The sequence below is a fragment of the Neorhizobium sp. S3-V5DH genome (assembly GCF_004343065.1).
Taxonomy (GTDB): Bacteria; Pseudomonadota; Alphaproteobacteria; order Rhizobiales; family Rhizobiaceae; genus Neorhizobium; species Neorhizobium huautlense.
Map to the genome: position 1 here is coordinate 37,100 of NZ_SMCL01000024.1, position 24,111 is coordinate 61,210.

The window sequence follows — 24,111 nt, forward strand, 5'->3', positions numbered from 1 at the left end:
GCGAAGAACTTTGGAGGTTGTCACAACAAAAAAGCCGGATCGTTGCCGACCCGGCTTTTCTACAGATTCAATGCGAAGCTTATTCGGCGCTGTCCTCAGCGGCCTTCTTCTTCGGAGCAGCCTTCTTCTTCGGAGCGGCAGCTTCTTCGCCTTCGGCAGCATCAGCAGCCTCGGCCTTGGCGGCAGCCTTCTTCGGAGCGGCCTTCTTCTTGGCCGGCTTTTCAGCAGATTCGGCCTCGTCTTCGGCCATCAGCTCTTCCTTCGTCACGGTCTTGTCGGTGACCTTGATTTCAGAAAGCAGCTTGTCCACGACCTTCTCTTCGAAGATAGGAGCGCGGAGCGAAGCGGAAGCGCCGGGGGTGTTGCGGAAGAAATCGAGGATTTCCTTCTGCTGGCCCGGGAACTGCTGAAGCTGAGCGTAAAGGGCACGCTGCATCTCTTCTTCGGTTACTTCGACGCCGGCCTTTTCGCCGATTTCGGAAAGAACGAGACCGAGGCGAACGCGACGCTCTGCGAGCTTGCGGTATTCGACGCGCGCATCTTCCTCGGTGGTGTCTTCATCCTCGAAGGTCTTGCCCGACTGCTGAAGATCGGTGTTGATCTGACGCCAGATGTTTTCGAATTCGGCGTCGACGAGGCCCTGCGGGGTGTCGAACTTATAGAGTTCATCGAGCTGGTCGAGAATCTGGCGCTTCACCTTTTGGCGGGTAACGCTGCCGTACTGGCTTTCGATCTGGCCGCGGACGATCTCCTTGAGACGGTCGACGGATTCGATGCCGAGCTTGGAGGCAAGCTCATCGTTGATTTCGATCGCGGCCGGAGCGGCGACTTCCTTCACGGTGATATCGAAGGTGGCTTCCTTGCCGGCCAGATTGGCGGCCGGATAGTCAGCCGGGAAGGTCACGGAGATCTGCTTTTCGTCGCCGGCCTTGACACCGATCAGCTGGTCTTCGAAGCCGGGAATGAAACGGCCCGAACCGAGAACCAGTTCAGCGTCCTCGGCAGCGCCGCCATCAAAGGCTTCGCCGTCGACCTTGCCGAGATAGTTCATGGTGACGCGGTCGCCATTGGCGGCCTTGCCCTTCTTCGTCTCAAACGTGCGCGCGCTCTCGGCGATCTTTTCGATCTGCTCGGTGACTTCCTCTTCGGTGACTTCCACCACTTCGCGAACGACGGACAGGCCGCTGGTCGGCTTCAGCTCGATCGGCGGAATGACTTCATAGGAGAGCGTGAATTCGAAATCGGCCTGAGCATTCAGGATCTTTTCGGCTTCAGCTTCGTCCTCGGTCATGGCGACCGACGGCTGCGTCGCCGACTTTTCGCCGCGCTCGGACAGGATCTTGGTCGGGCGTTCACGGACAATCTCGTTGACGAGGTCGGCCATGATCGACTTGCCGTACATCTTCTTGAGATGTGCAACGGGCACCTTGCCCGGACGGAAACCGTTGATGCGGACCTTGTCCTTGGCGTCGGCGAGGCGAACGTTCAGTTCGGCCTCCATATCCTTCTTCGGGATAACGACCTTGATTTCGCGCTTCAGCCCTTCAGCGAGCGTTTCGGTAACCTGCATTTTTAAACCTTCATATCGTGGCGGCGGTGCCCAGACAGCCATTGTTTCAGTGAGCACATCGCCGGAACTTCAAAGAGACCAGCCGCAGCTTCGTGGAGCGCTTGTCTTCGGCCATTCCTGACCCGACCGCACTCCTGGCGGTGCTGGTGCGGGTAGAGAGACTTGAACTCCCACGCCTTGCGGCACCAGAACCTAAATCCCGTAAACACCTCTCCGTGTCAATGTCTTTGTGGTGCGGGTGAAGGGACTCGAACCCCCACGCCGTAAGGCGATGGAACCTAAATCCATTGCGTCTACCAATTCCGCCACACCCGCTCCTTGTTGTCACAACTGTCACCAGTTGTCACAGGCATTGTCACACGGCTTGAACCGCTTGTTGCTGCGTATGCTGCTCCAGAACACCGGCCATCCCAAGAAGGTCTGACGGAGCCAGATGAGCATAGCGCAGCGTAGTCTGAATGCTGCGGTGTCCCATCCACTGCTGGACACGACGAAGATCAACACTCCGTTGTACCAAGCGGCTGGCGCAGGTGTGCCTTAGTGTATGGATGACCACGTCGTCAAGCTTTAGATGGGTCATGGCCCGATCCCAGTGTGTACGAAGCACACCGTTCTTCGACCGGAACATTCGGAACGGCCCGGGCTCATCCGGGTAGCGTTCTTTGAGCTTTCGCAGCTCGTCCTTCGACCGCTCGGTCAGCGGGAGGGTGCGCGGTGGGGACTTCTTGTCCTTCCAGTAGGTCACCGTCGAGAGCTTCTCCCCGAAGTCTCCCCAACCAAGCCCCAGCATTGCCGATAGTCGGCCCCCGGTATCGAGCGCGAAGATCGTGAAGGCACGAACGTCGTCCATTCCCCACTTCTCGAATAGCTTGAGGAGCTTGGTCTCTTCATCCACGGTTAGGAACCGGGTACGACCGAGGCCTTCCTCTTGAAGCGGAACTTTGGGTGCCCGGTTGAGGGCTCCAATCTCAACAGCCGCACGGATCATGACTGACATGGCTGCCAGTTTCCGATTGATGGTGGCGTTCGAGAGTTCCTGCTCGGAGAGTTCAGCGATGATCAGGTCGTACTGGAGGCGAGAGAACTCGCTGACTTCGAAGTTTGCGCCGAGGATGTCGACGCACTGCTTGCCAGACTGAATGAGGGTCTCGGAGGACCGCTTGAGTTTCCAGTGGGTCTTGCAGACGTGTTCGAAGAGTTGCTGGAGGGTCTTGATCTTGTGGCCGCTATCGGCCCGACCGTTGTTGACTGAGGGGATTGGCTTACCCGCCGCGAGGGCTTCCTTGGTGTCCATTTCCCAGCGCTTTGCTGCATTCTCGGTATCAAAGGTCTCGCGATATCGTTTACCCTTGATCATAAAGTCGGCTTGAAACGTGTTGCCACGTCTTCTTACGGCCATTCTAGTCTCCTGTTAGTGCAAGGATGCGCTTGTAAAGAGCCACACCCTTCTCCTTGAGATAAATCTGCTTGTTTCGTGCGTCGGTTGGGTTCTCCTTTCGTGTGAGCAGGTCGAGACCCGGCTGCCCGTTGCGATGAGTTTCGCTCAAGGCGGCTAAGGTTCGGCTGAGAGTGTATTCGGTGATCCCAGAAGTTTGGGACAGTTCCCGAGCAGTTGCGCCCGGGCGACTGGCGGCGGCCATGAAGACAACTATCGAGGTTGCCTGTATATTCGGATCAAGTTCTCTGAACTGCTCTATCGCGGTGATGAAGCGTCGAGTGGACTTGTTGTCCGTGGTCGCGGTAATCATGGATTTCCCCTGAGTAAACGGTCTTACAAATCAGACCTTGCCATCATGCAAGTGACTGAGTAGCCGTGACAAAGTCAAGCTAGAGGAAGTGCGCCTCCAAGATTTCAACCGGGAAGGCGAACGTCCTGTTGAACCCGCGCTCTCTAAGGGCTGAAGGCGCGGTTGTCTCCGCACAAGGGAGACCTTTTTTTGAGCAAAGCGTTAGAAGAGCCTCATACTCTTCGAGGATCGCTGTGATCGGGTCATCGAGAAAGTCGAGGCTCTCTGGATTGTTCTTTGCAAGGAAGCCGAAGGCGGTGTCGTACCCCTTTAGCGAGGGGACATCAGCGAACCCAGCATACTCGGCGGGGGTCGGCGGTACGGTCGATGGTCTGACCAGTTCGAGAAGCGCCCCAACCTTCTGTCTTACATGCAGAAAGGGAAGCATTGGGCACACGACAGGCCCTACGCCGTCATGCGTATCAGGTTCGAGTTTCATGATGTTCCTGTTTGCTGTTCCGTGGTCGTTCGCCCGGTGGCCGGGCATATACGCCTAGTGACTTCTATTAGCATCTACTAAAAATGATTCACTAGAAGCTGTCCTCTACCTCTGATAGACAATGGCCACAGAGATAGAGAACAAAGTTAGAACAGGCAAGGACTTTTTTCCTATCACCCACAACCACCCCCGAGGCTGTGGATTATATTCCTAAGCCGCCTGAGGGATGAGGTGATAGCGAGCGTAACGCTGGCCAGTGTGATCGAATTTGGTCTCGGCCTCGATCTCGACACCTGCCTCCTTCAGTTCGCTGATGCGCTTTGAGAGCGACCGAGCGCGGATTACGCCACCGGCTTCAATCGCCGTGAGAGAACCCTTGGCTTTGAGCAGGGAAAGAACCTCGGCAGTCTGCTTCGGGAGACGATCAAGGGTGATCTTCTTGCGCTTCCGATGAATGCCCATGTGGCTGGTGTGGATGTAGCGGATCGTCGGGTGATGGTCGAAGACGACGCTCGGGGTTTCCACTCCAGTCTGGAGCATCGTGCCCTTCATGCCGACCGTCAGTACACCCTCCATCCCTTCCGGCAAGGACATCAGCGAGAACCGGCGACCAATGAGCGAGGTGGCTACGCGCTTTGCTCTGGTCTTCTTCACGGTCGGGTCGTTGGTCCAGACACTCAGGCCGCTGTTGTTGTCGAGGTACCAGCCGAAGAAGCCACTGCCGTTGGCCTTGACGCCCGTCAGGTCGACATCAGACTTGATCTCGCGGCGCGGCAGGTACCAACCCGCCTCCCCGTTGACGATGAGAGCGATGCGATCCGTGATCTTGAGGGCTTCGACCGGCTTCTGGCCAAGGTTCAAACCAGTAGCGCTGTCACGGAACCAGAACTTAGAGCCGACCGAGAGAGCTGCGAAGATTGCCATAGCTGATGCTGGGTTGTTGGTCATGTGTCTTTCTCCAGATGTTGGGTTATGCGGTTTGGAAGCGATGGCCGGTCACCGACCAGTGACGGGACAGGCGGTCGAAGCGGAGGCGGATGTTCGTCCCCCACTTGGAGCCGGGGAACTTGCGGCGGTACTGCGAGAGGAAACGGATGGCTCCGTCCTTGGTGAAGAACTCCTCGTCGACGTGGATCATGTTCTTGGGGGTCATGAGAGGGCTCCGTGGATGCAGCCGATGGTGATGAGCAGGAAGGCGATGGCGATCCCCGCAGTGAAGAAGTTGGACCGCGTTCTGCGGTGACCGTGGTAAGGATGGCAGCCCATCAGAGAGCCCCAATCAGTGCGCAGATGCCGAAGATGAAGAGGCCCAGGGCGATTGCTGACGCGCAGTTCTGCCAAGTGTCGGCCCGATACTCGCGCTGGTACCAGTCGGATTGACGGTCGTAGTTATTCATCAGGAAGTCCTTTGACGAACCACCAAGCGGTGAAGCCGGAGATCAGGGTGAGCCCCACGGCGATGAGCATGAGGGCGTGAGCGAAGGTTTCGACTGGGGTCATTGGTCGGCCTTGGGCAGCTTGCAGTGGTCGAAGAGCCAAGTCGGGCCGAACTCGTTGCGGAGGCCATGGAGGACCGAGCCAACCCGATTGCCCGAGCTGTCGCTCCAGAGACGGGCGTTGTACCAGTAGACCTCGCTGAGGATGGCCTTCCAGCGTCGACCGTGGGCCGCAGCAAAGGCGACTAGGGCGTCGGTCTCTTCCTGAGTGAGCGGACGATATTTGCGGCTCATGCGACCACCACCTTCCCCCGGCGACCGGCGAAGACCCGGGCACGGAGGATCGCTTCCTTGCGCTTCTTGAACTTGCCCATCGGGGTCATCCAGCCCATCCCGATGTGGGTCAGGAGCCAGTGTCCAAGCTTCTCGTTCTTGCGAACTTCGTAATATCCCTTGGTCATGCGTGATCTCCTGACCGGGTCACAGCGCGTCGGGCCAAGTCAATGATGTCGTGCAGACGGTCGATGGCGTATCTGCCGCACTCATCCGTCCATGATTGTTCGTATCGGGGATCATCGGGACATGGCTCACCCTGTTTCGGGGTCTCGGCTATGTCCTTGAGAGCAGCTAACAGCGTGGCGGTGGTCGTGGTCATTGTCTCACCATTGGTCTGCTGGAACCGACGAGAGCTTCGTGGCCCGGGATTTAAGGAAAGCGACTTGGGTTTTGCCCTTGGCGACGGCATCGTCGGGGACTTCGTAGGTGACCATGACGCCACCAGCTTTCGCCATGGCCCGACGCCCGGGTCTGGACCCGAACCAAGACCGCAGTTGTGTCTTGCTTTGACAGGCGAAGAGGTAGTCGTAGTAGCCGTAGCCATCGAATAGGGACTTGAGCGGCGTCCCATACTCACTACGCGGCCCAGGATGGTCATATGCAGCCCGGCGATAGGTATCGTGGCAGTTGCGGTCGTGGATGCGGGCAAGTCCAGCGCCGAAAGCGCCCTCGCCGTTCGTATGTTCGATGCGATAGACAAGCATGGTTAAATCCGAAGGAAGGCCCCACGGCTGGCCCGACTGGAGGTCCAGAGCCGAGCCGCAGGGTGAAATCGTTTGCAGATTGGCAAGTATTAGGACGCAGGTTTGCCATTGAGGTCGGCGGTTATCCGCTCCATGACGTTATCCATATAGATGGCCTGGCCCGTTGTGGTCCTCGCCCAGACGGTCATTCCGCCGAAATCCTTGTCAACCTTCTCGCCCTTGGCGATGAGCTTGTCTGCTAGCCAGTCCGAGACGATCCAGTGCTCGTAGACTTCCCACTGGTATGGCTCGATGTCGTTAGCTTCACAGGCATCTTGAGCCGTTGCGCAATAAACGGGTGTCAATTTGTCAGACTTCCAGCAGGGTTTCCCACCATTGATAAAGCCATCCACGTGCTCGCTATAACCAGCTTCCCGCGCGGCTTCCTCCCAATCGTCAATCGGGCTGGAAAGCTCGAAGGCCTGTTCCGCGAGGGTTTCAAGGTCCCGGTTGAGGTGTGGTGCGCCATAGCCCTGCGCCAAGGTATGAACGAGGGAAGAGACGCAGTAGTGAACTTCTCGCTGGACGAGTTCTTGAACGGTGATGGCCATTACGCGGCTTCCTTTCGGGCTTCATCGACAATCTTGATGGCTGCGGGTACAGAGGTCGTCTCGACATAGGCGCAGTATTCGCCGCCACGTATCCAGACAGCATAAACCCGAGAGTGACCCCAGTAGGCCCCGCCTCGGTCATAGTAACCATCTCCACCGCAATGACGGGCATAGAGCTTCCCAGTTTCGGGAAATGCTTCGGGGTTGTCACCATGGCGACCCATCGGTGCGCCGTACCGGCAGTTCACTTTGGTGAACGGATTGAACCGAGCCATCGAATTGTTCCTTGAGGCCAGATTGGGGTTGAGCTAGACTGTGGGAACCGAGTGGATCGCTCCACCCGGCCCCCTTGCGCTAGAGGGTGAAGATGAGGGCCACGGTGAGTGAGACCGTGGCCCCTTTCTTTTTCCAGCGAAGGGTGATTGACCATGTGACCATGGATCTATCTCCCAACAGTCTTGAAGCTGTCTCGTCGCCCCTTCCGGGTCCGGGCTGTGGTCTAGCCGTTCAGCACGGCCAGCAAGCGGACCAATCAAGTCACCGTGGCGTGACCTCATTGGACGGCTTGTATTGTTTGCCAAAGTGCAACCATATGAACCCACTGATAGAGCGTGAGCGATTGCCCTTGGATCATTACGCATGGTCGAGCCGTGGTCTTGATCCAAGGGCAGTCCCCTTTCGAGGTTGGTCCCGTTGTTCAGGGCACGGTTTCCTTGCCCCACAGTCGGTGGCTTGCTGGTTAAGACGGACGGTCTCTGTGCTGCTGTCCAGTTCCGTAGTCACCATGGTCTAGGCCCGTGGTAACCACCTGAGAGGATGCTTTCCGTTGATTGTTCCGTCGTCTTGTCGCATACAGCGGACGACTGTCGTTTGTTTCTGTCCACTGTCGAGCCGTGGTTAGGATCGAGGATGGATCGTCTAGCGATGAGAAAGAACCAAGCGCCCCTAGAGGCCTCTTGCACCGAGCCGCTCTGACCGGCCCCACCAGATCGTTTGTTGTTCGTCTGGTGTGATTTAGTTCTACCAATCGCTTGCACTTTGGCAAACATATTTTTTCGAACCGATTGCATATTTCTTCTAACCTAATGATATTCAAGAGTTATTTCTTTAGGTGTCGACAGGCGCTTGGTTGCCATATTGCAAGGAAATACCCTATTTCGGCATGGTGCGCCAGCAAGAAATTACGAGTCCTGTCAATGGCTTAGCGTAGGTCCAGCCCCTGATTTGGCCATGGTTTCGGCTATGGTCCCCTTTTGGCAGACCAATGAACGCGCCGTGTGAGCACCTTCGCCCTGGCCTCGGTTTCGGCTATAGTCACGACCATGGAAAGCATCTCCCGCTATCACCTGAGCCAGCACGAGGACGGACTATGGCACGTCATAGATTCGGTTACTGGCGGTCCTGCCGAGATAGAGCACGACGGGACGTTCTATGTGCTGTGGAAGCTACCCCGGACTGAGGCTGAGGAATGGTCTCTCCGGTTGAACGCCGTAGAGCGCAAAGCGAGGGTCAAGCACCCACGCCTGTAACCATGGTTTAATCCTTGGTCTCATCCTTGGCCCTAGTGTGTCCCCCATTCGCCGTGAGCCTGTCCCCGGTCATGTCCCGTGTTTGGGCCATGGTTCCGGCTATGGGCAAAAGGCACCGATAGACGAACACACGACCAAATATGTTCAGCCTTGAACAATCATTGGTCTATCCCCTGTCCATCCACAGCCTAACCACAAGCAAAACGGATCTAACATCTGGTATAGCCCCTTGATTTCATTGGGCTTTCCAGCTGGCCGTGACAATCGAGGTGACAATGGGTGGCTCAGGACTTGACCGCGCACCCGCATCGCGCAGGGGGTACCCGGGGGGACGCGAGTTGTGCCTTTGATCTGATGGGTCGTTCGTAAATTTCTACCAAAACATTCCCGGGTTGAACTATGGTCTGGACCATGGACCGACACGAAGACACCATGACAGCCTTGGTCAACCTCCTGAGGGAACTCGGGACGGAGACCATCGACATGTTCGATATCGGTGTGCCCTTGGTCGACCGAGGCTTCACCCAGAACGAGATCGTTGATGCCATCATGATGCTGGAGCATAGGCGGTTCGTCGAGCTAATACCGGGGAACAGGCTCAGGGTCTTGAAGCTTCTGTAGGGGGAGGATCACTCCTCACTCCCCTTTTGCCTTGGTCAGACCCATGGCCTTGACCTAAGTCTCTCATGTGGAGCTATGGTCTGAACCAAGGTCCTAGCCTTGACCTAATCCTATCATGTGGAGCCATGGTTAGGAACCATAGCTATAACTAGGGTTTGAACCCCCAGCGTACCTATTGTGGTCCCTATTCAAACAGAGGTCTCAGACCCCGGGATTAACCGAGGTCTGGTGTCTTAGAACCACCGAGGGAGGTCTCCAGACCGACCGAGGACGTTGTCCATGAACCGCGCTAGCTCAGCGTCGAGGAGATCCTGCTTCCGCTCTTCCACGGCCTTGTTGTTGTTCCGGCTCATGTACTCGACCCAGTGAGCTACAGCTCCCGCCACGGCATCGAGACGGTCATCGTGCGAGAGAGCGCCACGAGCCCGGGTGACACGGGTCATCTGGTAGAACAGCCTCATGCGCTGGATGTCGTCGGGATTGTAGCTGGCCGTCGAGTTGTAGTCCCAGTCGATGACCGAGGAGCAGACCACGAGCCTGTGCTGGTTCATGATAGGCTCTAGCGTGTCGATGATCCGGGCCTCCTTTTGGGCCTTCGACCAAGCAGCGTCCTCGACCATGCAAGGATACTGGATCTGACCCTTGGCTCGGAGGAGCTGGGCGAACATACCGTCACCGAAGTTCGGTTCGACGAGGATGAGGTTTACCTTCTGGTCCTTGGCGTCCGATAGGATGCGCGACAGCGTGGCATCCGAATAGCCCTCGCCCTTCACGGCTCCAACCTTGGTCAGGAACAGGAAGCCATGCAGCAGCTTGACCACAGCCCACGAGGTTTCGTCCTTACCGCGACCGGAGGGGTCGACGAACATGACCGAGCCTTCCCAATCGAGCCAGTCCTTGGACAGATACATGGGCCGGTAGTAGCGATCGCCGGGGAGACCGACCATCGGCAGTTCCTCGTAGATCAGATCCGGGGCCGAGGACCACACGACCTCTGATGGACCCTTCGACGGGTTGAGTCCCATGATGATCAGGTCCGATAGCTTGAGCGGGAACTTGTCCTCATCGGACAGGCTGGTGTCGAGCATGAACTGCAGGGCGAAGCCAGAGCGGCCATAGGACAGCTCACGTTCGTCCAGATCGACCTCTGTGAAGCGTTCGGGATCTGTCGAGCGTCCTACTAGCTCCGGATCAGCATCAAGCTCACGGGCGATCAGAGGGGCAAGGCGGGGGCCGTAGCGAGCCTGTCGCTCAGGGTCGGGGTACCGGGACGGCCAGACACGGGTCTGATAGCCACGGGCTGGCAGGAGGTTGTAGATCGACTGTTCGGTCTGGGGGGTGCCGAGGTAGATGATACGGCCACCGGGTTTCAAGACAGCATCGAACTCCTTGATCTTCTCGGAGAGGCCATCGCGCTTGAGCTGGGTGTCTGAGTTATTCACGACCTCAATGTCGTCCGCGATCAGAACGTCAGCACGGGAACCGGCGATCTGTGAGTTGATACCGAGGGACTTGACCGAGGGGGCATGGGAGGCTCGGGCCGGACCCACGTCGAACGAGACCTTGGAGAAGCGCTGGCCGGGGCCAGGCCGTAGGTGAGCCAGTAGCTCCATCTCGAAGATCAGGCGCAGGGTAAAGGTCGAGAAGTCGTCTGCGCGTTGCTTGGATGCCGAGATGACGAGGATGTTGAGCTGCGGGTTGCAGTAGAGAAGCCAGCAGACGAATGCCGAGGTGACCCAGCTCTTGCCGACACCACGGAATGCCTGAATGATTAGACGCTTCGGCCCGTGCTGTAGGTAGCGGGCCATGTCGTACTGGACTTTGGTAGGCTTCGAGAGATTGAGGTGCTGCCAGACCACGAAGAGGAAGTTGCGGAAGTCGCGTAGCGGGTCGGCTGCAGAAAGGGTCGTACCTGCAAGCAGGCCGTTCGTTGTCTTGGTCATTATCCTTGGAATGGCCGTAGAATGCCCACAGGCTCCTGCGGTGCAGGGCTTTCAGAGCATTCTCGGGATTGGATGGGGGACAGGGCCGGAAGCGACAAACGCCTCTCTACGGCCCTGTGGTCGGGTCAGTGGTAGTGTTCTTCCTCATGCTCCTCACCGCTGAACGGCAGGGCATTGGCGATCTTATCAACGGCTGGGCTATGCGTTCCCGGCTGGAGTACCGTTCCGGTATCCTTTAGGAACTGACGGACGACATTGAGGGTCGCAGCATCGGGGGTGACGCGAACGATCTCGCCGGTATCCTTGTCGACTACGGCCTTACCCTGATCGAGGGTTTCGGACAGCAGTTCAGCGAACTTGTCAAAGAGGCCGTCCATAGCGGACTTGTCGGTCTTCATACCTTTGGCTTGTCCTTGAAGAATGTGTCATAGACCTTGGTCGTGATCTGGACGATGAGCCAGACGAGACCGAGGATTGGTGCGATGGTGGCTGCGACTTCGGAAGCAGTCTGTAGCCAAGGAAGCCAGAACGGCGATGCTACAGCTCCCGCAGCAACTGCCGTGGTGGTGTGTTCCACAAACTTGGTTCCTGTGTGAGATAATGGGGTGAACCCCGGGCCGGAGCCCGAGGCGTTGGAGTTAAAGCTGAAGAGCCCAGTTCCAAAGGCCATCGACCTGTTCCTGAGGTAGGCCGAGATTGTCGGCCACTTCGTTCAGCAGAGGGTTGAGACGCTCGAAGGTCGAGGCGTTCTTCCACTCGATCAAATCCACGGTATCGGTAATGGTCGAAGCGACGGCCTCTTCCATCACGCCGATGGTGGCCAGAGCAAGCATGAGCTGACGACGGGTGAGCTTGGGCATGAGAGCCCGAGTCTGTTCCACGGTCGGAGGCGAGTATGGAGCTACCGGATGACCGTAGTTGATCCACTCGACGACGGCAGCTCTCACCTCAGGGGCTATCCCCTCTTGGTCGCCCGGGGTGATCCCGTAGACGACCTCGTGGCTTGTCCCGTCACCGAGGATATCGGCCATGATCGTCACCGAGTAGTGGTCAGGGATCGGCTGTTCAGCCACGGACAGTAGCTGGTGGAATTGTGTCATTGATTGTTCCTTATGCGATCCGCTGCATCAGTGTGATCTGGTCGTTACCTGCGGTGTAACCACGGGCCAGCCAAGTTCCTGCCAACTGGGCTCCGCCAGCGGCGAAGGTGTAGGCGTTGGCTGCGGAGGTGTAGAGGTAGATGGCTGCGGAGGAGTTACGGTTCTTGATGCCCCCTGCGACAGCGATAATGTGTCCAATGGGGAAGTTGGTCTCGTTAGCGTTGGTGCTGGAGTAGACGTCGAACCCACCGGCAGGACCCTGAGGACCCTGAGGTCCAGTTGCGCCGGCAGCACCCTGAGGTCCAGTTGCGCCGGTAGCACCCTGAGGTCCTGTAGCACCCTGAGGTCCCGTCGCGCCGGTCGGACCCTGCGGTCCCTGAGCCCCGGTATCACCCTTGGCGGCAACCACCGACCAGTACGAAGGCTGACCGCTCGGGGTTCGGTTCGTCCCTGCGGCGATACAGATGTATGAAGCACCGGCATAGGAGACCACATCGTCGACCACGTAGGCGGTGGCCGAAGAGTACGCGCCTTTCCAGTTCATACCTTCAGCACCCTTGGGGCCGGTCGGACCAATCGATCCTTGAGGGCCGGTAGGACCCATAGGACCCTGCGGACCCGTACCCCCGGTTTCACCCTTCGGTCCAATCGGGCCAGTCTCGCCGGTAATACCCTGAGGTCCCTGAATGCCCTGAGGCCCCTGAGGACCAGTGTCGCCCTTCGGACCAACAACGCCCTGAGGTCCCTGAGGACCTTGGAGACCCTGAGGGCCACGACCAAAGGTGACCCCGGTAGACCACGCGCCAATGTCGTTGGAGAGCTTCCAGTAGACGATCCCCAGTTCGGTATCGATGAACGAGAAGTTCTTCGGCTCAGCGTCATAGGCCGAGCGATCTGCAGTCAGGCCCGAGGCGTCGGGATCGAAGGTTTTGCCAACAGGACCCTCCGGACCCTGAGGACCCTGCGGTCCCATGATACCCTGAGAGCCCTGCGGTCCCATGATACCAGCGATGCCTTGAGGCCCCTGCGGACCAGCGATACCCTGAGGTCCCTGAGGACCTTCAGCACCCCGAGGACCTACCGGGCCAATCGGCCCCTGAGGACCAGTTGCACCAATGGGACCGAGAGGACCCTGATCCCCAACTGGACCCTTGTCACCCGGAGGTCCCTTCGGCATGTCAGCCGAGGTGAAGGGGCGGAATTGTCCATTCTCGTCGAAGCCGAGGACCGTGTTGGCTCGGGCTTCAATCGTGGGGAATGCGAGACTGACACGTCCTGCGTCGGACTTGGGGGCAGCCAGCGTTCCTGTGGTGGCTAGGGTTGCTTCGTCGGCTGCCTCCTGAGCCACATACATGGCTTGCATAGCCTGACGGTTGAGGTCGTCAGCGCGGAGGGTCGAGCCATCAGAGATCTCGGATAGGAGCGAAGCGTTCGGTGTCTTGCGTTTGATCGTAATGAACTTCTTGCCCTGCGATGCGGGAGCCGTGTTCATCGTGATCTGGTTCTTTGCGGTCCAGCTATAGGACCCTACTTCTACTTCATCGAGCAGTACCTTGATGTGATCGCGGGACAGATACGGGAAGCTAAAGGTATACGTCTTCTGTGTCCCTGTGGCCGGGTAGACCACGAAGGACCGAATTTCTGCGGCCATTGTTCCTTTGAGTGTTAGGGGAGACCGAAGCCTCCCCGGGTTTAGTTTAGTCGCGATCCCGAGGTGCGTAGTCGGGAAGGTCGGAGATCATGCCATTGAGGAGCATCATGATCGGGACAGAGTTTCCGAACGGGAGAACCCGCTGGATTTGTCGAGCTTCCTCCTGAGACCAGTCGCGGTTCTCGAAGAGGCCAGTCAAAGCACGGGTTGCCGCGACCACGTCATCGACACCGCCAGTGGTGGGGTTACCGAAGAGCATGTTCGAAGCCTGTCCGGTCGTTCTGGTGTGGGAGAACAGAGCGTCCTGTCCCATGGCGTAGAGACCAGTGTCGACCAGCATAGGAACCACGGACGATGCACCAGCTCGGGCGAAGGATGCCGTACCAATGCTAGACCAAGAGAGGCGCTTGTCCTCCCATTCCTTCCGGTCAGATCGGCCCACGGCTTGGATCTTGGTCTGAGCTACGTAAGCAGCCCCGGCCATTGCCATGGTCCCGATAGCGGAGCCCACGGCAGTACCGTCGCGGAAGTGGAGCGATTTGAGCGTCTGCTTCGTGTAGGCACCAACCATGAAAGTTCGGAACTGCATGAGCATCTTGGCAGCCGGGTGGCTCATCCAAGGGATCATGTTGCCGATGTCGTTGCGCTGGATGATCTGGCGAGACAGGCGGTCGGCTGCGGATAGGAACGCCTCACGCGCTTCTTTGTCAGCCCAGTTGCCGAAGTGAGCCCGGGTTACCTTGCGCCCAGTGATCGAGCCCTTGGCATACTCCATGTTACCCGGTTCATTGAACATCTTGAAGATGCGGTCGGTCATCTCCGGATCGAGGCCCAGGTCGGCCAATCGTTCCTTCGACATGCCCTTTCCAGTCGCAGCCATGTTGGCGAACTTCTGGATGATGGACGCGGAGGTCCAGCGTTCGAGCATGATGTTGGCCTGACGCATACCCGAGATTTCGGCCGTCACGTTGTTGGCCTTGTTCAGGGCACCATCCACCCGCTCACGCCAGCGGCCAGCATTGACTTCCGCCAAGCCAGTCACTTCGTCGAGCTGGTAGTTGTTCCGGTGAAGGAGCCTTTCGGTTCCCGTACCAAGCCAGACTTCGAGATCATCCGCGAGACCGGACTTGAGGATCGTCTCTCCGCTCTGGCTCATCATCCGCCTCACAGCCGGGACCTGAGAAGCCGCCGCCTTAAACCCAAGCGTACCTATTGTGGCCCCGATTTCCGAGACCTGTGCGAAGCCCACTTGGTTCATGATCCGGGTGAAGTTTACCTTCCGGATAGCCCGAGACCACCAGCCAAAGTCCGTATTCTCGGCCTTGTTGATGGGTCGGCCACGGATCGAGCTGTAGGCCATGTCGAGGTTGTCGATGTCCTTGTCGACCTGTTCCCGCGTCATCTTCCCCTCCCCGATCAGCTCAGCGCCACGACGACGGACGAGCTGCTTGTAATGCTCGAAGTCTCCATCGCTCTTGAAGCCATTGACCAGCAGTTCGCCGGAAGACGGGTCCTTGAAGCGGTAGCGTGACAAGGCGATGATTCCCGACATGTGACGGGCGTAGGACAGGAAGTTCGACGACGCATCCATGTTGATGAGGTCAGTGATGCTGAGCCCCTCTTCATCCACGGTCCCGTCCTTGCGAAGCGGGCGTTCCAGCTTGTGCTTCTCAGCGAGGAGGAGCCTGTGCTTTGCCCGGGCATCATCCCCAGCGTCGGCGGTCTTCTTGAACCTTTGCAGGACAGCGTCCGCATCAGCCCGAGACAGGCCGCCTTCGAGCGTCAGGACCTCCATGAGGGTCTCAACGTCTTCACCACCCATTGCTCGTACCGCAGCATCGTCGAGGCCGTGGGCACGGTTCGTGATTGCTCTGGTGAAGCCCTTGGCCAACCTTCCGATGAGAGCCTCGTCCATGTCGGCCTGAGCCTTCCGGATTGCCCCCGCGATCAGCTCCTCGACCGTGCCATCGACGTAGTCCTTGGTCACCTCGACGATCCGGTTCGCATCCCATTGGCGCATCATGTAGTGCGGGTTGCGTTCCCACCGTTCGAAGCCCTTGACACTATCACCGACCATTCCTTCACGGATGTATGGGTTGAAGCCCATTTCCCCGACCTCGGCGTAGAGAGCGGCCTGACGGTTGCCCATCTTCACCACTGCCGGATCGAAGTTGTCGGCACGGCTCGGGTTCCGGTCGAGGATGTACTCGGAGACCTCCCGGTTGAACTTGGCCTCGATCTTGGCCCCGTCCATCCACCCACCCGAGTTCCGGCTGCGGTATTCCTCCAGAGCCGGTCGGTAAGTCCGCATGTAGTTTGTCGCCCAGCCGGTCCAGTAACGCTGCTGCTCCTCCGAAGCTGCGATGCCATTGATGGCCCCGTTCTTCTTCCCAACGCCGTCATTGACCAGCCCTGCTGCCACTCGGGTGAGCGGGTTCGGGGACTTGTCCATCTGAGCAAAGAGATCGAGCCGAGCGTTGAGGAAAGCGGACTTCTCGATGTCGCTGTCCATGGTGAACTCCAGAGCCTCGTCATTGAGGAAGCTCTTGGCAATAGGAGCCCTAGCGGCACCAGCAGACCCAGCCATGCTGATCGCCGGCAATTCACCATCAAGCTGCTGACGGGCGACAGTGGCTGCGCGTTGGAAGTTAACTGCCTCTGTCAGGGTCGAGGGGTTGCGAGTGAGAGCGCCGACGACACCGCCCACGCCAAAGCCAAAGACTGAGCCGTAGAGCATGTCCGAGGCGTCCTTGTGGGGATTGACGGCATAACCGACAGCCTCGGTAGCGAGACCCCCTGCTGCACCGCCCACGCCAGCACTGAGGATGCGGTGGAGACGTTCAGCACGTCGAGCGCCCACCAGCTCAGGGGCAACGGTAGAGGCCGCAGCATCGACCGCAAGAGCGGTAGGATCGAGCATGGCATTGGCAATACGGAGGGCCGTCCCTGTGACTCCAGCCTCGGTCAGGCGACGGTTCCGTTCCATGTCGGTGCGGACAGCGTCCATGGTCTCCTGATAGTTCTCCTCGGAATGAGCTTTGGACAGCCAAGTGCCGTAGGTCTTAGCGTCGGCCCCGAGAGACTTCAGATCGCTCTCCAGTCGGCTCGTGGTGAGGCTCCAGTTGTTGTCCGGATCGGTCTCGGAGGGAGACTGAAATAGCCATGCGGAGGTGGTCTCGGTATTCCATGCGTCCGACTGAAGCTGCCCGAGGGTGAACTCCTCACGATCTTCCGGAGGAACGTTGTTCGGGTTGCCCTGGCTGAATGGAATGTTGCCACCAGACAAGGGGTTGTTTCGAGCGTCATACCCCTTCTGACCTGCTGCCAGCACCTCGTCGAGGATCGGCGGCATGTCCTTGAGTTTGACTGAGGTATCGGCTCCGGCATTCTGCTCCCGTGCGAGATCGACCGTTGTTGGGGCACTGGTCTGTTCCCCACCCCGGGTGCTGCTGTCCTCTACGTGCCAGTTCTCGTTGCCCAGTGGGAACTTTAGGCCGTACCTCTCGGAGTTGCTGTGAACCCACGAGACAACTTCCTTGGGGGCGTGTTTGAGGCTCTGACCGTTGAACGCGAGGTCGGCAGCCTTCCCATGGTTATGCTGCGAATTACCCGGCGGAGCGACCCACTTCCGGGCAGCTTCGGGCGATCCATACTTTGCCAGTGCCCCCTTCCATAGCTCAGCCTGACGCTCGACCGAACGATAGCCAGAGTAGATGCCGAGGCCTTTGGGGGCTGTCGGGTCTTGTAGCATGGCCGCTAGCTTAGCTGCGAACCCGCTGTCCATCCCGTCGATGTGACTTTTGTCCTTGTTCGTCCGTCCGTAGAGGATCGCCCTCACATCCGCGTCTCGGCTATTCTGTTCAGCCATTCAATGCTCCTAAAGAAAAAGGCCCCGGGATGAACCGAGGCCGATGAGTTGGTTAATCGTTGAGGACCTTGTCCCCGATCTTGATGCTCGGGAGGATGCTCCCCCAGAACTTGCGTCTCTCTGCCGCCTTGGCGTCGTGATCGTCTCCCATCTTCTTCATGCGCTCACGGTGAGCCTTGAGATCGGAGCCACGGAGGCGACCCCAGTTCTCCCCAGCTTCGAAGCCCTTGAAGATCGTGCCGCCATTGTCATCGACAACAACAGCTCGGCTGTAACGCTTGCCGGTCTTCTTCCAGATCGGTGCGTCATCCTTCTCGGTGTACTGGAACTCATAGACCTCGCGGCTCTTCGGATCGATCCAACCCTTGGAACCGTCAGTGTCGACGGCATACACGAAGCCCTTCTGTTGGACGGAGTTGTTGAAGTTGTCCTCGCGGAGCTTCACCCGGGCATCGTCCTTAGTCTTCTTGTTCCAGATGTTGCGGATGTCCTTGAGCGTGATCACCGCCACCTCCTGCCTGTCATTGTGTAGGGCCACGGCCACGTTCTCGCGATCCACAATTTTGAAGCGCCCGCCGGAGACATCACCCCCGACTGGGACCACGGTTAGATCTTCGGGCTCAAAGCCTGAGCGTTCGACGACCTTAGGGTTGGCAGCGATGAACTGGGCCAGAGCTTCGTCCACGGCCTCCGGGAATTGGTCCGGAACATCCAGCCCGTTGAGATCGAGCATGGTGCCATTGTGGACCGTCATGTTCTCCTTGACTGCCTTGGATGCTGCCTCGACCGCCTTCTTTGGTTCAACACCGCCGACGACGAACTTCTGAGCCAACTGCGTGACCTTGGCCTTGACCGTGGAGAAGTTGGTGGGATCGCTGTCGTGATCAAAGCCGAACCAACCCTTCTGAGTGGCGAGGTTCCCCAGCTCACTGTCGATCTCGTTCCTAAGCTTCGTCACCTGCTCCTGTCCGAAGGCGTCGAGAGGTCTCGTCGTGGTGAGTGCGAACTCAAGAGCCGCATCATCGGACATGTTCAGGAAATCCGTCCCTTGGATAAAGGCCTCGGCAAAGTTCCGGTCCTCTTCCTTGGTGTAGGCCATGATCGAGTTCTTGCTCTCCTGCCGAAGCTTTCGGTAGACATCGAGCTTCCCCATCAGCCGGTCCTTGGTTTCCGGATCTCCTAGCATCTCGACAGTTGCGCCATCGGAAAGATTGGAGAGAGCCTTGGCCAAGCCGGGATGCTTCTGGCCTTGGGTACGGAACACACGTAGCTCTCGGAACATCTGCTCGGTGGGAGCCTCGCGACGGTGCTTTGCGATGTCCTGAGATGCGCGGAGGAACTCATCCTCGGCTGCCTTGAGCTGGTCAGCCTTGGTGACGGTAACCTCCCGCCCAGCCCGTGTCTTGAACGTGAAGTCCTCCACGCCTTCCAAATTGCCATCACGGAACAGCTCAACGTTGCGGTTGTTCAGCGCTGCCCGTGCCTGTTGCTCCTCGTTCCGGTCAATGGCCTTGGCTGCGGTGGCTTTGATCTGCTCGATCTGGTCAGCCTTGTCACGGTCCATGGCGAACGATCGGTCCTGCCCATCGCGACCCTTGCGGGGACGATTGATGAGGGCCAGAGCGTGTTCAGGGTTGGTGTCGGCATAACGCCGAGCGATGTTCAGAACTTCTGTTTCGAGGGTCTCTTCGTTGACGCCGAGCGTTCCCTTGCTGCCCAAGACTGGGAGCTGGGAGAAGACCAGATTGGCCACCTTCTCGGGGTCTGACCCGAGCTTGGTCTGTTGGTCGAACACGGTGCTAAGATAGTCATAGGCCGACTGGCCTTTCATCTCGACGAACTGCTGAGACTTCCGCTCCAGGCCGAACTTGACTGCCCAATCACGGAGGCCCGTCGCGTTGCGCATGAAGTTCTGACCGAAGTTCGGGTCATCCTTGTAGGCGCTGCTCGCGAGGTACTGGTTCATCTGGTCGGTGATAAAGGCGTCCGGATCTCCGGTGTCCCAGTCGAACTCCTTGGTCATCTGATCCTTCAGCTCGTTGGCGAAGGTCAGGCCACGGGTGCCCCCGGCGATGGCATTGGCTGCCTGTTGTGCGAACTTGTCTTGGAAGACTGGAAGCTCACCCCTGTCGGCCAACTGCTTGGTTTGCTCATTGGTCAAGCCCTCCATCTGACGCTGGGCTGCCCAAATAGCTTTCTTCTTGTCCTCTTCCGATGGTTTCATCGTGGACGACAAGTCCCCGAGAGAGCTGGAGAAGCCCGACAGGGCCTGAGCCAACGAGGCCCAACGATTGTCAGGCGACTGGCGGGCCGGGGCCACGAAGGTATCAGATTTGATTGGAGCTGGACGAAGGGTGTTCTCGCCCCGCAAGTCCTGCACTTGGACCCGGCCTTGTGCCATTAGGTTCTCCTAGTGTTCCTGTTGTAAGATGTGAAGCCGTCCAGCGCCGAGGACCCGATGCGGATCGCGGCGTCGAGGAACGACGGTGGTGTGCCTTGGTCTACGGAGTTGATCCGCCCTGCGGCCTGAGCCCGGGTCGCATCCATCTCTCCGACGAGGTAGTCCTCTTGCATCTGCATGTTGTTCGACAGCGTCCGCTCGTAACGTCCCTGCTGGCCATAGTAATCCGAGATCAGAGCATCGACCGAGAGACCGGCAACGCCAGCTTCACCAGCCGCGACTGAGGCCGTGGCCCTGCCCTTGGCTGCATCAATGTTGATCTTCTGAGCCTCGTTGGAAGCCGCCGCCCGTTCTTGCAGGATGCGGTTCTGTGTTGAGGCATAGGTATCGACAGCGGCCTTGTTGGCTTCCTGTCTATTGTTCTCGTAGATCTGCTGCTGCTGTTCGTACTGGGCCTGTTGACCCATGTACCCCACGATAGAGCTTGCGGCTCCCATCGCGAACTGAGCGACAGCCATACCCACGGCACCTACGCACATGTGTTGGTTCCCAGTTTTGCAAATTCGATGAAGGGCCGACGCTCAACACCGAACTCAGGAATTACCCTGAGCATCGAGAAGCCGAGCCATTTCAGCCATCTAATGTGGACCGTATTGCGGGCATCGACGTGGTTGCCGAGCAGCGGATAGATCCGGTGGAGTTTGTCGAGCCAGACCGGGCTTTCCCTGAGGAGCTGACGTTTGTGATTGAGGACCTCTTCCGAAGTCATCATCCAGACGATCCCGAACTCGGGGTGCCTGTCCACTGCGTCGAGACCAAAGAGCCCGATGCACTCGCCTTCGTGTTCAAAGGCCCAGGTCGAGCCCGGGGTGGCCACGGAATGCGGAAGAATGAACTCAGGAGCGATGCCAGTGTGAGCTATGCACTCACGCCGGTCAGCTTCCCGAAGTCGTGGAGCGAGGGAAATAGCATCAGCCACCCTCGCCTCACGGACCATGACCATTAGGTCCTCCTTGTGCGTTGAACGTATTCCCCCGTCCATTCTGCGGACAGAACCGAGGATGGGAGATAGCTGTCGTTGATGATCTCGATGTCGACGCGGTTGTTCTGCGCAAGGATCGGAACCCCGAAGGTCCCATCCCTGAGCGTGGCAACATCGACCTTGTTCTCGGGATCGCCCATCAAACGGCCATTGTGGATGTAGGTCCGAGTGGATCGGCCAAGGGGCGTCACATCGACCCGGATGAACGTCGACTTCGAATATTGCAGCATAAGCTTGATGAGCTGGAGACGACCCTCAGTGATTGCCGAGGTTCCTCCGCTCTGGCTCTGCTGCCGGATGAAGATCGTCGAGAGGCGGTAGCGCATGGTGTAGTCAATGCCGAAGAAGAGGTTCTCCTTCCGCATGTCACCGTAGAGTGTCACCGTGTCGACGCCGACTTCCGCTATTTGGACCTTGATGCCGTGGTTCTTGGTCGAGCCCGAGGTCTTGCCAGCGGTAACGCAGACGTATTCAACCTCAGACGGATCGAACGGAACCGGGACAACGGTCTTATCGTCGAAGGGATCGTAAGTCCTTCCGGTCTTGCTGGACACGAGAACCCTGCGGTCGAGGTTGACCACAAACTCTCCGTTCTCATCCACGGCCCCGGGCTGCACGTCCATCTTCTCGAAGAACACCGAACCACCACGGTCAAGGACCATTAGCAGGGTGCTGTCGATGAACTTGAAGTTCAGGACCTTGGTTACGCCGGGGAAGCTCCACTTGGACCAGCTCGATTGAAGCTTATCCTCACCGTTCCAGTAGTATTTGTAGACATAGAGGGATGCCGCATCCTTGGGGGAATAGACAGCCAGTAGGTCTTCCTGAGGAGCCGCAGCCATGAGTGTTGGCTTTCCCGGGATATACTGGGGAACGTGGGAGGTAACATCGTCGGCATCTGCCTGAGCGCTGTCCGCATCCATGATGTATTCGCGGATCATGGTGTAGAGACCACGGTCCATTGCAAAGAACAGCGACCGGCCACTAGACACTGGCGCAACCTGAGGGGCACTCGGGTACGCTGTGGATGGCCTGATGGATACCGTCTTCTGTGTAAGCAGCTCGTTGCCCATCAGAATGTACTGACGGCGGTCGGAGAAGATCACGAGACGGTCGAACTGGGCCTCGGCATAATGCAGGATCGCGACCTCAGCCCCCACCCCGGCTACGTCAATGGGATCATCGTCGAGCAACGAAGTGGCGGTGGCCCTCCAGAAGTCGAAGTACGATCCGGCACGGGACATGATCACGCTTTCCCCGCTCAAGTACCCGATGCGGTTCTTGAAGAAGAAGACCTCATTGACCTTCTTGCCCACGAAGCTCGGGACCGGACATGTGTCGTCGTCCCCAGCCTTGCGGAGGTTCCAGTCGGGGGGCTTGAAAGTGAACGTGCCATTGGCCTCGCGAACGAGGACGTGTGGCATAGTGCTGGCGTTGAACGAGGTTTTGATCCCCGGCATGGGAACTTCCTTCCAGACCCCGGCAGGGCTGTCGTCGTCCTTGGTGTCATACCGGACGTAGTAGTTGTCGAAGTCATTCCCGGGAGTGCCCGTGATCTCGACTGCAGCTCCATTCACGCAGCGCTGAGGGAGCGACGAGAAGTCCTGAACTTCCCTCTGGATCAGCTTCGAGGCATTGCCGTTGTAGCCGTCGTCGAGGGTCGCCTTGAAGGTCGTACCATCGTTCTTCCTGACGTAGATCACACCGCCCATGACCGACGTGGTCCAGCCGTTTGCGGGAGTGATGCCGTTGGCAGCGAGATTGGTGTCGGTCGCCTTCCAAGTCCAGTTGCCGTTGCTCTGGCCGTTGACTGTGGTTTCCAGCGTGATGGTCTTGCCGTTCAGCAGCCGCTCAGCGATGTAGCTCACGTCGACAGCCGGTGACTGGGCAGCGCTGTCACCATCGGGGGTCCGATACCTGGCCTTCACCACACCGTCGATTTTGATCTCGTAGGTGCGGCCATAGTTCCCGGCTTGGATGTTGAAGATGGCATCACTCTTGAAGTCCGGAGTAACGGTCGCATCCATAGCCGTAGCCTTGGTCTGGTTCACGATGAACGTGTAGTCAGCCACAGTACAGGCTCGGAAAGGAGCCGTGGTCAGGGACGCGGAGTGGTTCAGATAGCCCCAGCCGTTCGGAGCGTTGACCGTCTTCTCAACACCATTGATGTCGAAGACCCTGATCCCGTAGCGGGTAGCGAAGACCCAATACTGCTCGGTGGTGTCACGCTGGATCAGGTGGGTGAACAGCGGGGCTCCGTTGATGAGTGTGTCACCAAGGGCCGCGACATGTTCGGTAGGAGGACGCTTCTTGTTCCCTTCGATGATCGTGGAATAAGCGTTGACCTGTAGATCGCCTTGGGTGGCGAGACGAAGGGCCATAGCCTGTTGGCTAATGCCGTTCGCGAAGTTGGGGATTGCCCCGCTGATGCGAGCCATTAGCTCTTACGGAGACCCGAGACGAACAGGCTGTCTGTCAGCATGTTGGGAGCTTCGAATCTGAGATCTTCATCCTTGAGCGAGACCAGCGCCTCCTGTTCGTCGTTCTTGCTGTAGGAATGGGTGCGGTCGTCACCGAAGTAGCGATCCTGATATTTCCTTGCAGCTCGGACTGTGATGTAGACCCGGGCAGCCGAGGGAAGCTCCTCGAAGTCCAGACCGAAGGTTACATCCACGGTAACCGGACCCTCGAACTCGTAGGTCTTGTTCGTCAGATCGTAGAGCTTCACCCCGCGTTGAACGACCTTGGACTGGGTCTCGCCTGAACCCACGAGGGTCAGGATGTTCGGCGGTAGCTGGATGGCCTTGGTTACGTCGGGAACGAACTCCCGGCCTTCCTCGCGGTTAAACCACCAGCCGCGCGTCTGGACCTCGACCGAAGTGGTCCTGAGGATTTTGATGGCGAGTGAACCGTCAATGACAACCTCTTCGTCGAGAGAGTTGACTGGGCTCTCAGCGATAACGCCGAGAATTTCGTTGACGGCCTCAAGTTCGGTCAATGGGGCAAGCCCTAGAGCCATGAGGTTCTCCGATGTGGGGGATAAACGAAAAAAACCGGAGCCCTTTCGGACCCCGGTTCAAATTGTGGTTCAGAC

General features: G+C 58.3%; 24 protein-coding genes and 1 tRNA gene. 1 reads left to right on the forward strand and 24 read right to left on the reverse strand.

Going from position 1 to position 24,111, the window contains the following annotated elements:
* Nucleotides 1-79: 79 nt before the first annotated feature.
* From tig to EDE09_RS23915, 13 genes are all read right to left on the reverse strand, one after another.
* Nucleotides 80-1,570, reverse strand: coding sequence for a trigger factor (gene tig / locus EDE09_RS23865; protein ID WP_112800252.1), 1,491 nt, complete (start codon nt 1,568-1,570; stop codon nt 80-82).
* 230 nt (nt 1,571-1,800) lie between these two features.
* Nucleotides 1,801-1,885: transfer RNA gene (locus EDE09_RS23870), tRNA-Leu, on the reverse strand.
* A gap of 40 nt (nt 1,886-1,925) precedes the next feature.
* Complete coding sequence (locus tag EDE09_RS23875) at nt 1,926-2,969, reverse strand: site-specific integrase (RefSeq protein ID WP_132413064.1); 1,044 nt, start codon at nt 2,967-2,969, stop codon at nt 1,926-1,928.
* Between the two features lies 1 nt (nt 2,970).
* Complete coding sequence (locus tag EDE09_RS23880; RefSeq protein WP_132413066.1) at nt 2,971-3,318, reverse strand: MarR family winged helix-turn-helix transcriptional regulator; 348 nt, start codon at nt 3,316-3,318, stop codon at nt 2,971-2,973.
* Between the two features lie 79 nt (nt 3,319-3,397).
* A complete protein-coding gene (locus EDE09_RS23885; RefSeq protein ID WP_132413068.1) occupies nt 3,398-3,796 on the reverse strand; it encodes a hypothetical protein in 399 nt (132 codons plus the stop codon).
* A gap of 210 nt (nt 3,797-4,006) precedes the next feature.
* Nucleotides 4,007-4,744, reverse strand: a complete 738-nt coding sequence (locus EDE09_RS23890) for a helix-turn-helix domain-containing protein (protein WP_132413070.1) — start codon at nt 4,742-4,744, stop codon at nt 4,007-4,009.
* 22 nt (nt 4,745-4,766) lie between these two features.
* Entirely contained in the window at nt 4,767-4,949 is a 183-nt protein-coding gene (locus tag EDE09_RS23895) for a hypothetical protein (protein WP_132413072.1), read from the reverse strand.
* Between the two features lie 112 nt (nt 4,950-5,061).
* Nucleotides 5,062-5,193, reverse strand: a complete 132-nt coding sequence (locus tag EDE09_RS28885) for a hypothetical protein (RefSeq protein WP_281033680.1) — start codon at nt 5,191-5,193, stop codon at nt 5,062-5,064.
* 99 nt (nt 5,194-5,292) lie between these two features.
* The gene (locus tag EDE09_RS23900) at nt 5,293-5,526 is read right to left on the reverse strand and encodes a hypothetical protein (protein WP_132413074.1); all 234 of its coding nucleotides are present in this window, start codon (nt 5,524-5,526) and stop codon (nt 5,293-5,295) included.
* The gene (locus EDE09_RS28340) at nt 5,523-5,693 is read right to left on the reverse strand and encodes a hypothetical protein (protein WP_165924261.1); all 171 of its coding nucleotides are present in this window, start codon (nt 5,691-5,693) and stop codon (nt 5,523-5,525) included. Before EDE09_RS28340 ends, EDE09_RS23900 begins: the two co-directional genes overlap by 4 nt.
* Nucleotides 5,694-5,891: 198 nt before the next feature.
* Nucleotides 5,892-6,272: a hypothetical protein gene (locus EDE09_RS23905; RefSeq protein ID WP_132413076.1), complete on the reverse strand. Its 381-nt coding sequence runs from the start codon at nt 6,270-6,272 to the stop codon at nt 5,892-5,894.
* 89 nt (nt 6,273-6,361) lie between these two features.
* On the reverse strand, nt 6,362-6,862 hold the full coding sequence (locus EDE09_RS23910; protein ID WP_132413078.1) for a hypothetical protein: 501 nt from the start codon (nt 6,860-6,862) through the stop codon (nt 6,362-6,364).
* On the reverse strand, nt 6,862-7,137 hold the full coding sequence (locus EDE09_RS23915; RefSeq protein WP_132413080.1) for a hypothetical protein: 276 nt from the start codon (nt 7,135-7,137) through the stop codon (nt 6,862-6,864). Before EDE09_RS23915 ends, EDE09_RS23910 begins: the two co-directional genes overlap by 1 nt.
* 1,686 nt (nt 7,138-8,823) lie before the next feature.
* Between EDE09_RS23915 and EDE09_RS23920 the strand changes: the two genes are divergently transcribed.
* Nucleotides 8,824-9,012 (forward strand): hypothetical protein, encoded by a 189-nt coding sequence (locus EDE09_RS23920; protein ID WP_245505225.1) that lies wholly within the window; start codon nt 8,824-8,826, stop codon nt 9,010-9,012.
* Nucleotides 9,013-9,245: 233 nt separating this feature from the next.
* Here the strand turns inward: EDE09_RS23920 and terL are convergent, their stop codons facing one another.
* The 11 genes from terL to EDE09_RS23975 all read right to left on the reverse strand — a co-directional run bounded on the left by terL (nt 9,246) and on the right by EDE09_RS23975 (nt 24,036).
* Nucleotides 9,246-10,955 (reverse strand): phage terminase large subunit, encoded by a 1,710-nt coding sequence (gene terL / locus EDE09_RS23925; protein ID WP_132413084.1) that lies wholly within the window; start codon nt 10,953-10,955, stop codon nt 9,246-9,248.
* A 125-nt stretch (nt 10,956-11,080) separates the two neighbouring features.
* Entirely contained in the window at nt 11,081-11,353 is a 273-nt protein-coding gene (locus EDE09_RS23930; RefSeq protein ID WP_132413086.1) for a hypothetical protein, read from the reverse strand.
* The gene (locus EDE09_RS23935) at nt 11,350-11,532 is read right to left on the reverse strand and encodes a hypothetical protein (RefSeq protein ID WP_132413088.1); all 183 of its coding nucleotides are present in this window, start codon (nt 11,530-11,532) and stop codon (nt 11,350-11,352) included. The genes EDE09_RS23930 and EDE09_RS23935 overlap by 4 nt, the downstream gene beginning before the upstream one ends.
* 61 nt (nt 11,533-11,593) lie before the next feature.
* Entirely contained in the window at nt 11,594-12,055 is a 462-nt protein-coding gene (locus EDE09_RS23940; protein ID WP_132413090.1) for a hypothetical protein, read from the reverse strand.
* 10 nt (nt 12,056-12,065) lie between these two features.
* The gene (locus EDE09_RS28890; protein WP_132413092.1) at nt 12,066-13,706 is read right to left on the reverse strand and encodes a phage tail fiber protein; all 1,641 of its coding nucleotides are present in this window, start codon (nt 13,704-13,706) and stop codon (nt 12,066-12,068) included.
* A gap of 46 nt (nt 13,707-13,752) precedes the next feature.
* Nucleotides 13,753-17,574 carry a D-alanyl-D-alanine carboxypeptidase family protein gene (locus EDE09_RS23950; RefSeq protein ID WP_132413094.1) on the reverse strand — a complete coding sequence of 1,274 codons (3,822 nt, stop codon included), beginning with the start codon at nt 17,572-17,574 and terminating at the stop codon, nt 13,753-13,755.
* A 52-nt stretch (nt 17,575-17,626) separates the two neighbouring features.
* Nucleotides 17,627-19,975 (reverse strand): hypothetical protein, encoded by a 2,349-nt coding sequence (locus EDE09_RS23955; protein ID WP_132413096.1) that lies wholly within the window; start codon nt 19,973-19,975, stop codon nt 17,627-17,629.
* Nucleotides 19,975-20,493: a hypothetical protein gene (locus EDE09_RS23960; protein ID WP_132413098.1), complete on the reverse strand. Its 519-nt coding sequence runs from the start codon at nt 20,491-20,493 to the stop codon at nt 19,975-19,977. The genes EDE09_RS23955 and EDE09_RS23960 overlap by 1 nt, the downstream gene beginning before the upstream one ends.
* 11 nt (nt 20,494-20,504) lie before the next feature.
* Complete coding sequence (locus EDE09_RS23965; protein WP_132413100.1) at nt 20,505-20,978, reverse strand: hypothetical protein; 474 nt, start codon at nt 20,976-20,978, stop codon at nt 20,505-20,507.
* Nucleotides 20,978-23,455 carry a phage tail protein gene (locus EDE09_RS23970; RefSeq protein WP_132413102.1) on the reverse strand — a complete coding sequence of 826 codons (2,478 nt, stop codon included), beginning with the start codon at nt 23,453-23,455 and terminating at the stop codon, nt 20,978-20,980. Before EDE09_RS23970 ends, EDE09_RS23965 begins: the two co-directional genes overlap by 1 nt.
* Nucleotides 23,455-24,036 carry a phage tail protein gene (locus tag EDE09_RS23975; protein WP_132413104.1) on the reverse strand — a complete coding sequence of 194 codons (582 nt, stop codon included), beginning with the start codon at nt 24,034-24,036 and terminating at the stop codon, nt 23,455-23,457. The genes EDE09_RS23970 and EDE09_RS23975 overlap by 1 nt, the downstream gene beginning before the upstream one ends.
* Nucleotides 24,037-24,111: the final 75 nt, after the last annotated feature.

Coding starts and splice junctions, on each gene's coding strand:
- tig (WP_112800252.1), bottom strand. CDS start 1,570: ATGCAGGTTACCGAAACGCTCGCTGAAGGGCTGAAGCGCGAAATCAAG.
- EDE09_RS23875 (WP_132413064.1), bottom strand. CDS start 2,969: ATGGCCGTAAGAAGACGTGGCAACACGTTTCAAGCCGACTTTATGATC.
- EDE09_RS23880 (WP_132413066.1), bottom strand. CDS start 3,318: ATGATTACCGCGACCACGGACAACAAGTCCACTCGACGCTTCATCACC.
- EDE09_RS23885 (WP_132413068.1), bottom strand. CDS start 3,796: ATGAAACTCGAACCTGATACGCATGACGGCGTAGGGCCTGTCGTGTGC.
- EDE09_RS23890 (WP_132413070.1), bottom strand. CDS start 4,744: ATGACCAACAACCCAGCATCAGCTATGGCAATCTTCGCAGCTCTCTCG.
- EDE09_RS23895 (WP_132413072.1), bottom strand. CDS start 4,949: ATGACCCCCAAGAACATGATCCACGTCGACGAGGAGTTCTTCACCAAG.
- EDE09_RS28885 (WP_281033680.1), bottom strand. CDS start 5,193: ATGAATAACTACGACCGTCAATCCGACTGGTACCAGCGCGAGTATCGG.
- EDE09_RS23900 (WP_132413074.1), bottom strand. CDS start 5,526: ATGAGCCGCAAATATCGTCCGCTCACTCAGGAAGAGACCGACGCCCTA.
- EDE09_RS28340 (WP_165924261.1), bottom strand. CDS start 5,693: ATGACCAAGGGATATTACGAAGTTCGCAAGAACGAGAAGCTTGGACAC.
- EDE09_RS23905 (WP_132413076.1), bottom strand. CDS start 6,272: ATGCTTGTCTATCGCATCGAACATACGAACGGCGAGGGCGCTTTCGGC.
- EDE09_RS23910 (WP_132413078.1), bottom strand. CDS start 6,862: ATGGCCATCACCGTTCAAGAACTCGTCCAGCGAGAAGTTCACTACTGC.
- EDE09_RS23915 (WP_132413080.1), bottom strand. CDS start 7,137: ATGGCTCGGTTCAATCCGTTCACCAAAGTGAACTGCCGGTACGGCGCA.
- EDE09_RS23920 (WP_245505225.1), top strand. CDS start 8,824: ATGACAGCCTTGGTCAACCTCCTGAGGGAACTCGGGACGGAGACCATC.
- terL (WP_132413084.1), bottom strand. CDS start 10,955: ATGACCAAGACAACGAACGGCCTGCTTGCAGGTACGACCCTTTCTGCA.
- EDE09_RS23930 (WP_132413086.1), bottom strand. CDS start 11,353: ATGAAGACCGACAAGTCCGCTATGGACGGCCTCTTTGACAAGTTCGCT.
- EDE09_RS23940 (WP_132413090.1), bottom strand. CDS start 12,055: ATGACACAATTCCACCAGCTACTGTCCGTGGCTGAACAGCCGATCCCT.
- EDE09_RS28890 (WP_132413092.1), bottom strand. CDS start 13,706: ATGGCCGCAGAAATTCGGTCCTTCGTGGTCTACCCGGCCACAGGGACA.
- EDE09_RS23950 (WP_132413094.1), bottom strand. CDS start 17,574: ATGGCTGAACAGAATAGCCGAGACGCGGATGTGAGGGCGATCCTCTAC.
- EDE09_RS23955 (WP_132413096.1), bottom strand. CDS start 19,975: ATGGCACAAGGCCGGGTCCAAGTGCAGGACTTGCGGGGCGAGAACACC.
- EDE09_RS23960 (WP_132413098.1), bottom strand. CDS start 20,493: ATGGCTGTCGCTCAGTTCGCGATGGGAGCCGCAAGCTCTATCGTGGGG.
- EDE09_RS23965 (WP_132413100.1), bottom strand. CDS start 20,978: ATGGTCATGGTCCGTGAGGCGAGGGTGGCTGATGCTATTTCCCTCGCT.
- EDE09_RS23970 (WP_132413102.1), bottom strand. CDS start 23,455: ATGGCTCGCATCAGCGGGGCAATCCCCAACTTCGCGAACGGCATTAGC.
- EDE09_RS23975 (WP_132413104.1), bottom strand. CDS start 24,036: ATGGCTCTAGGGCTTGCCCCATTGACCGAACTTGAGGCCGTCAACGAA.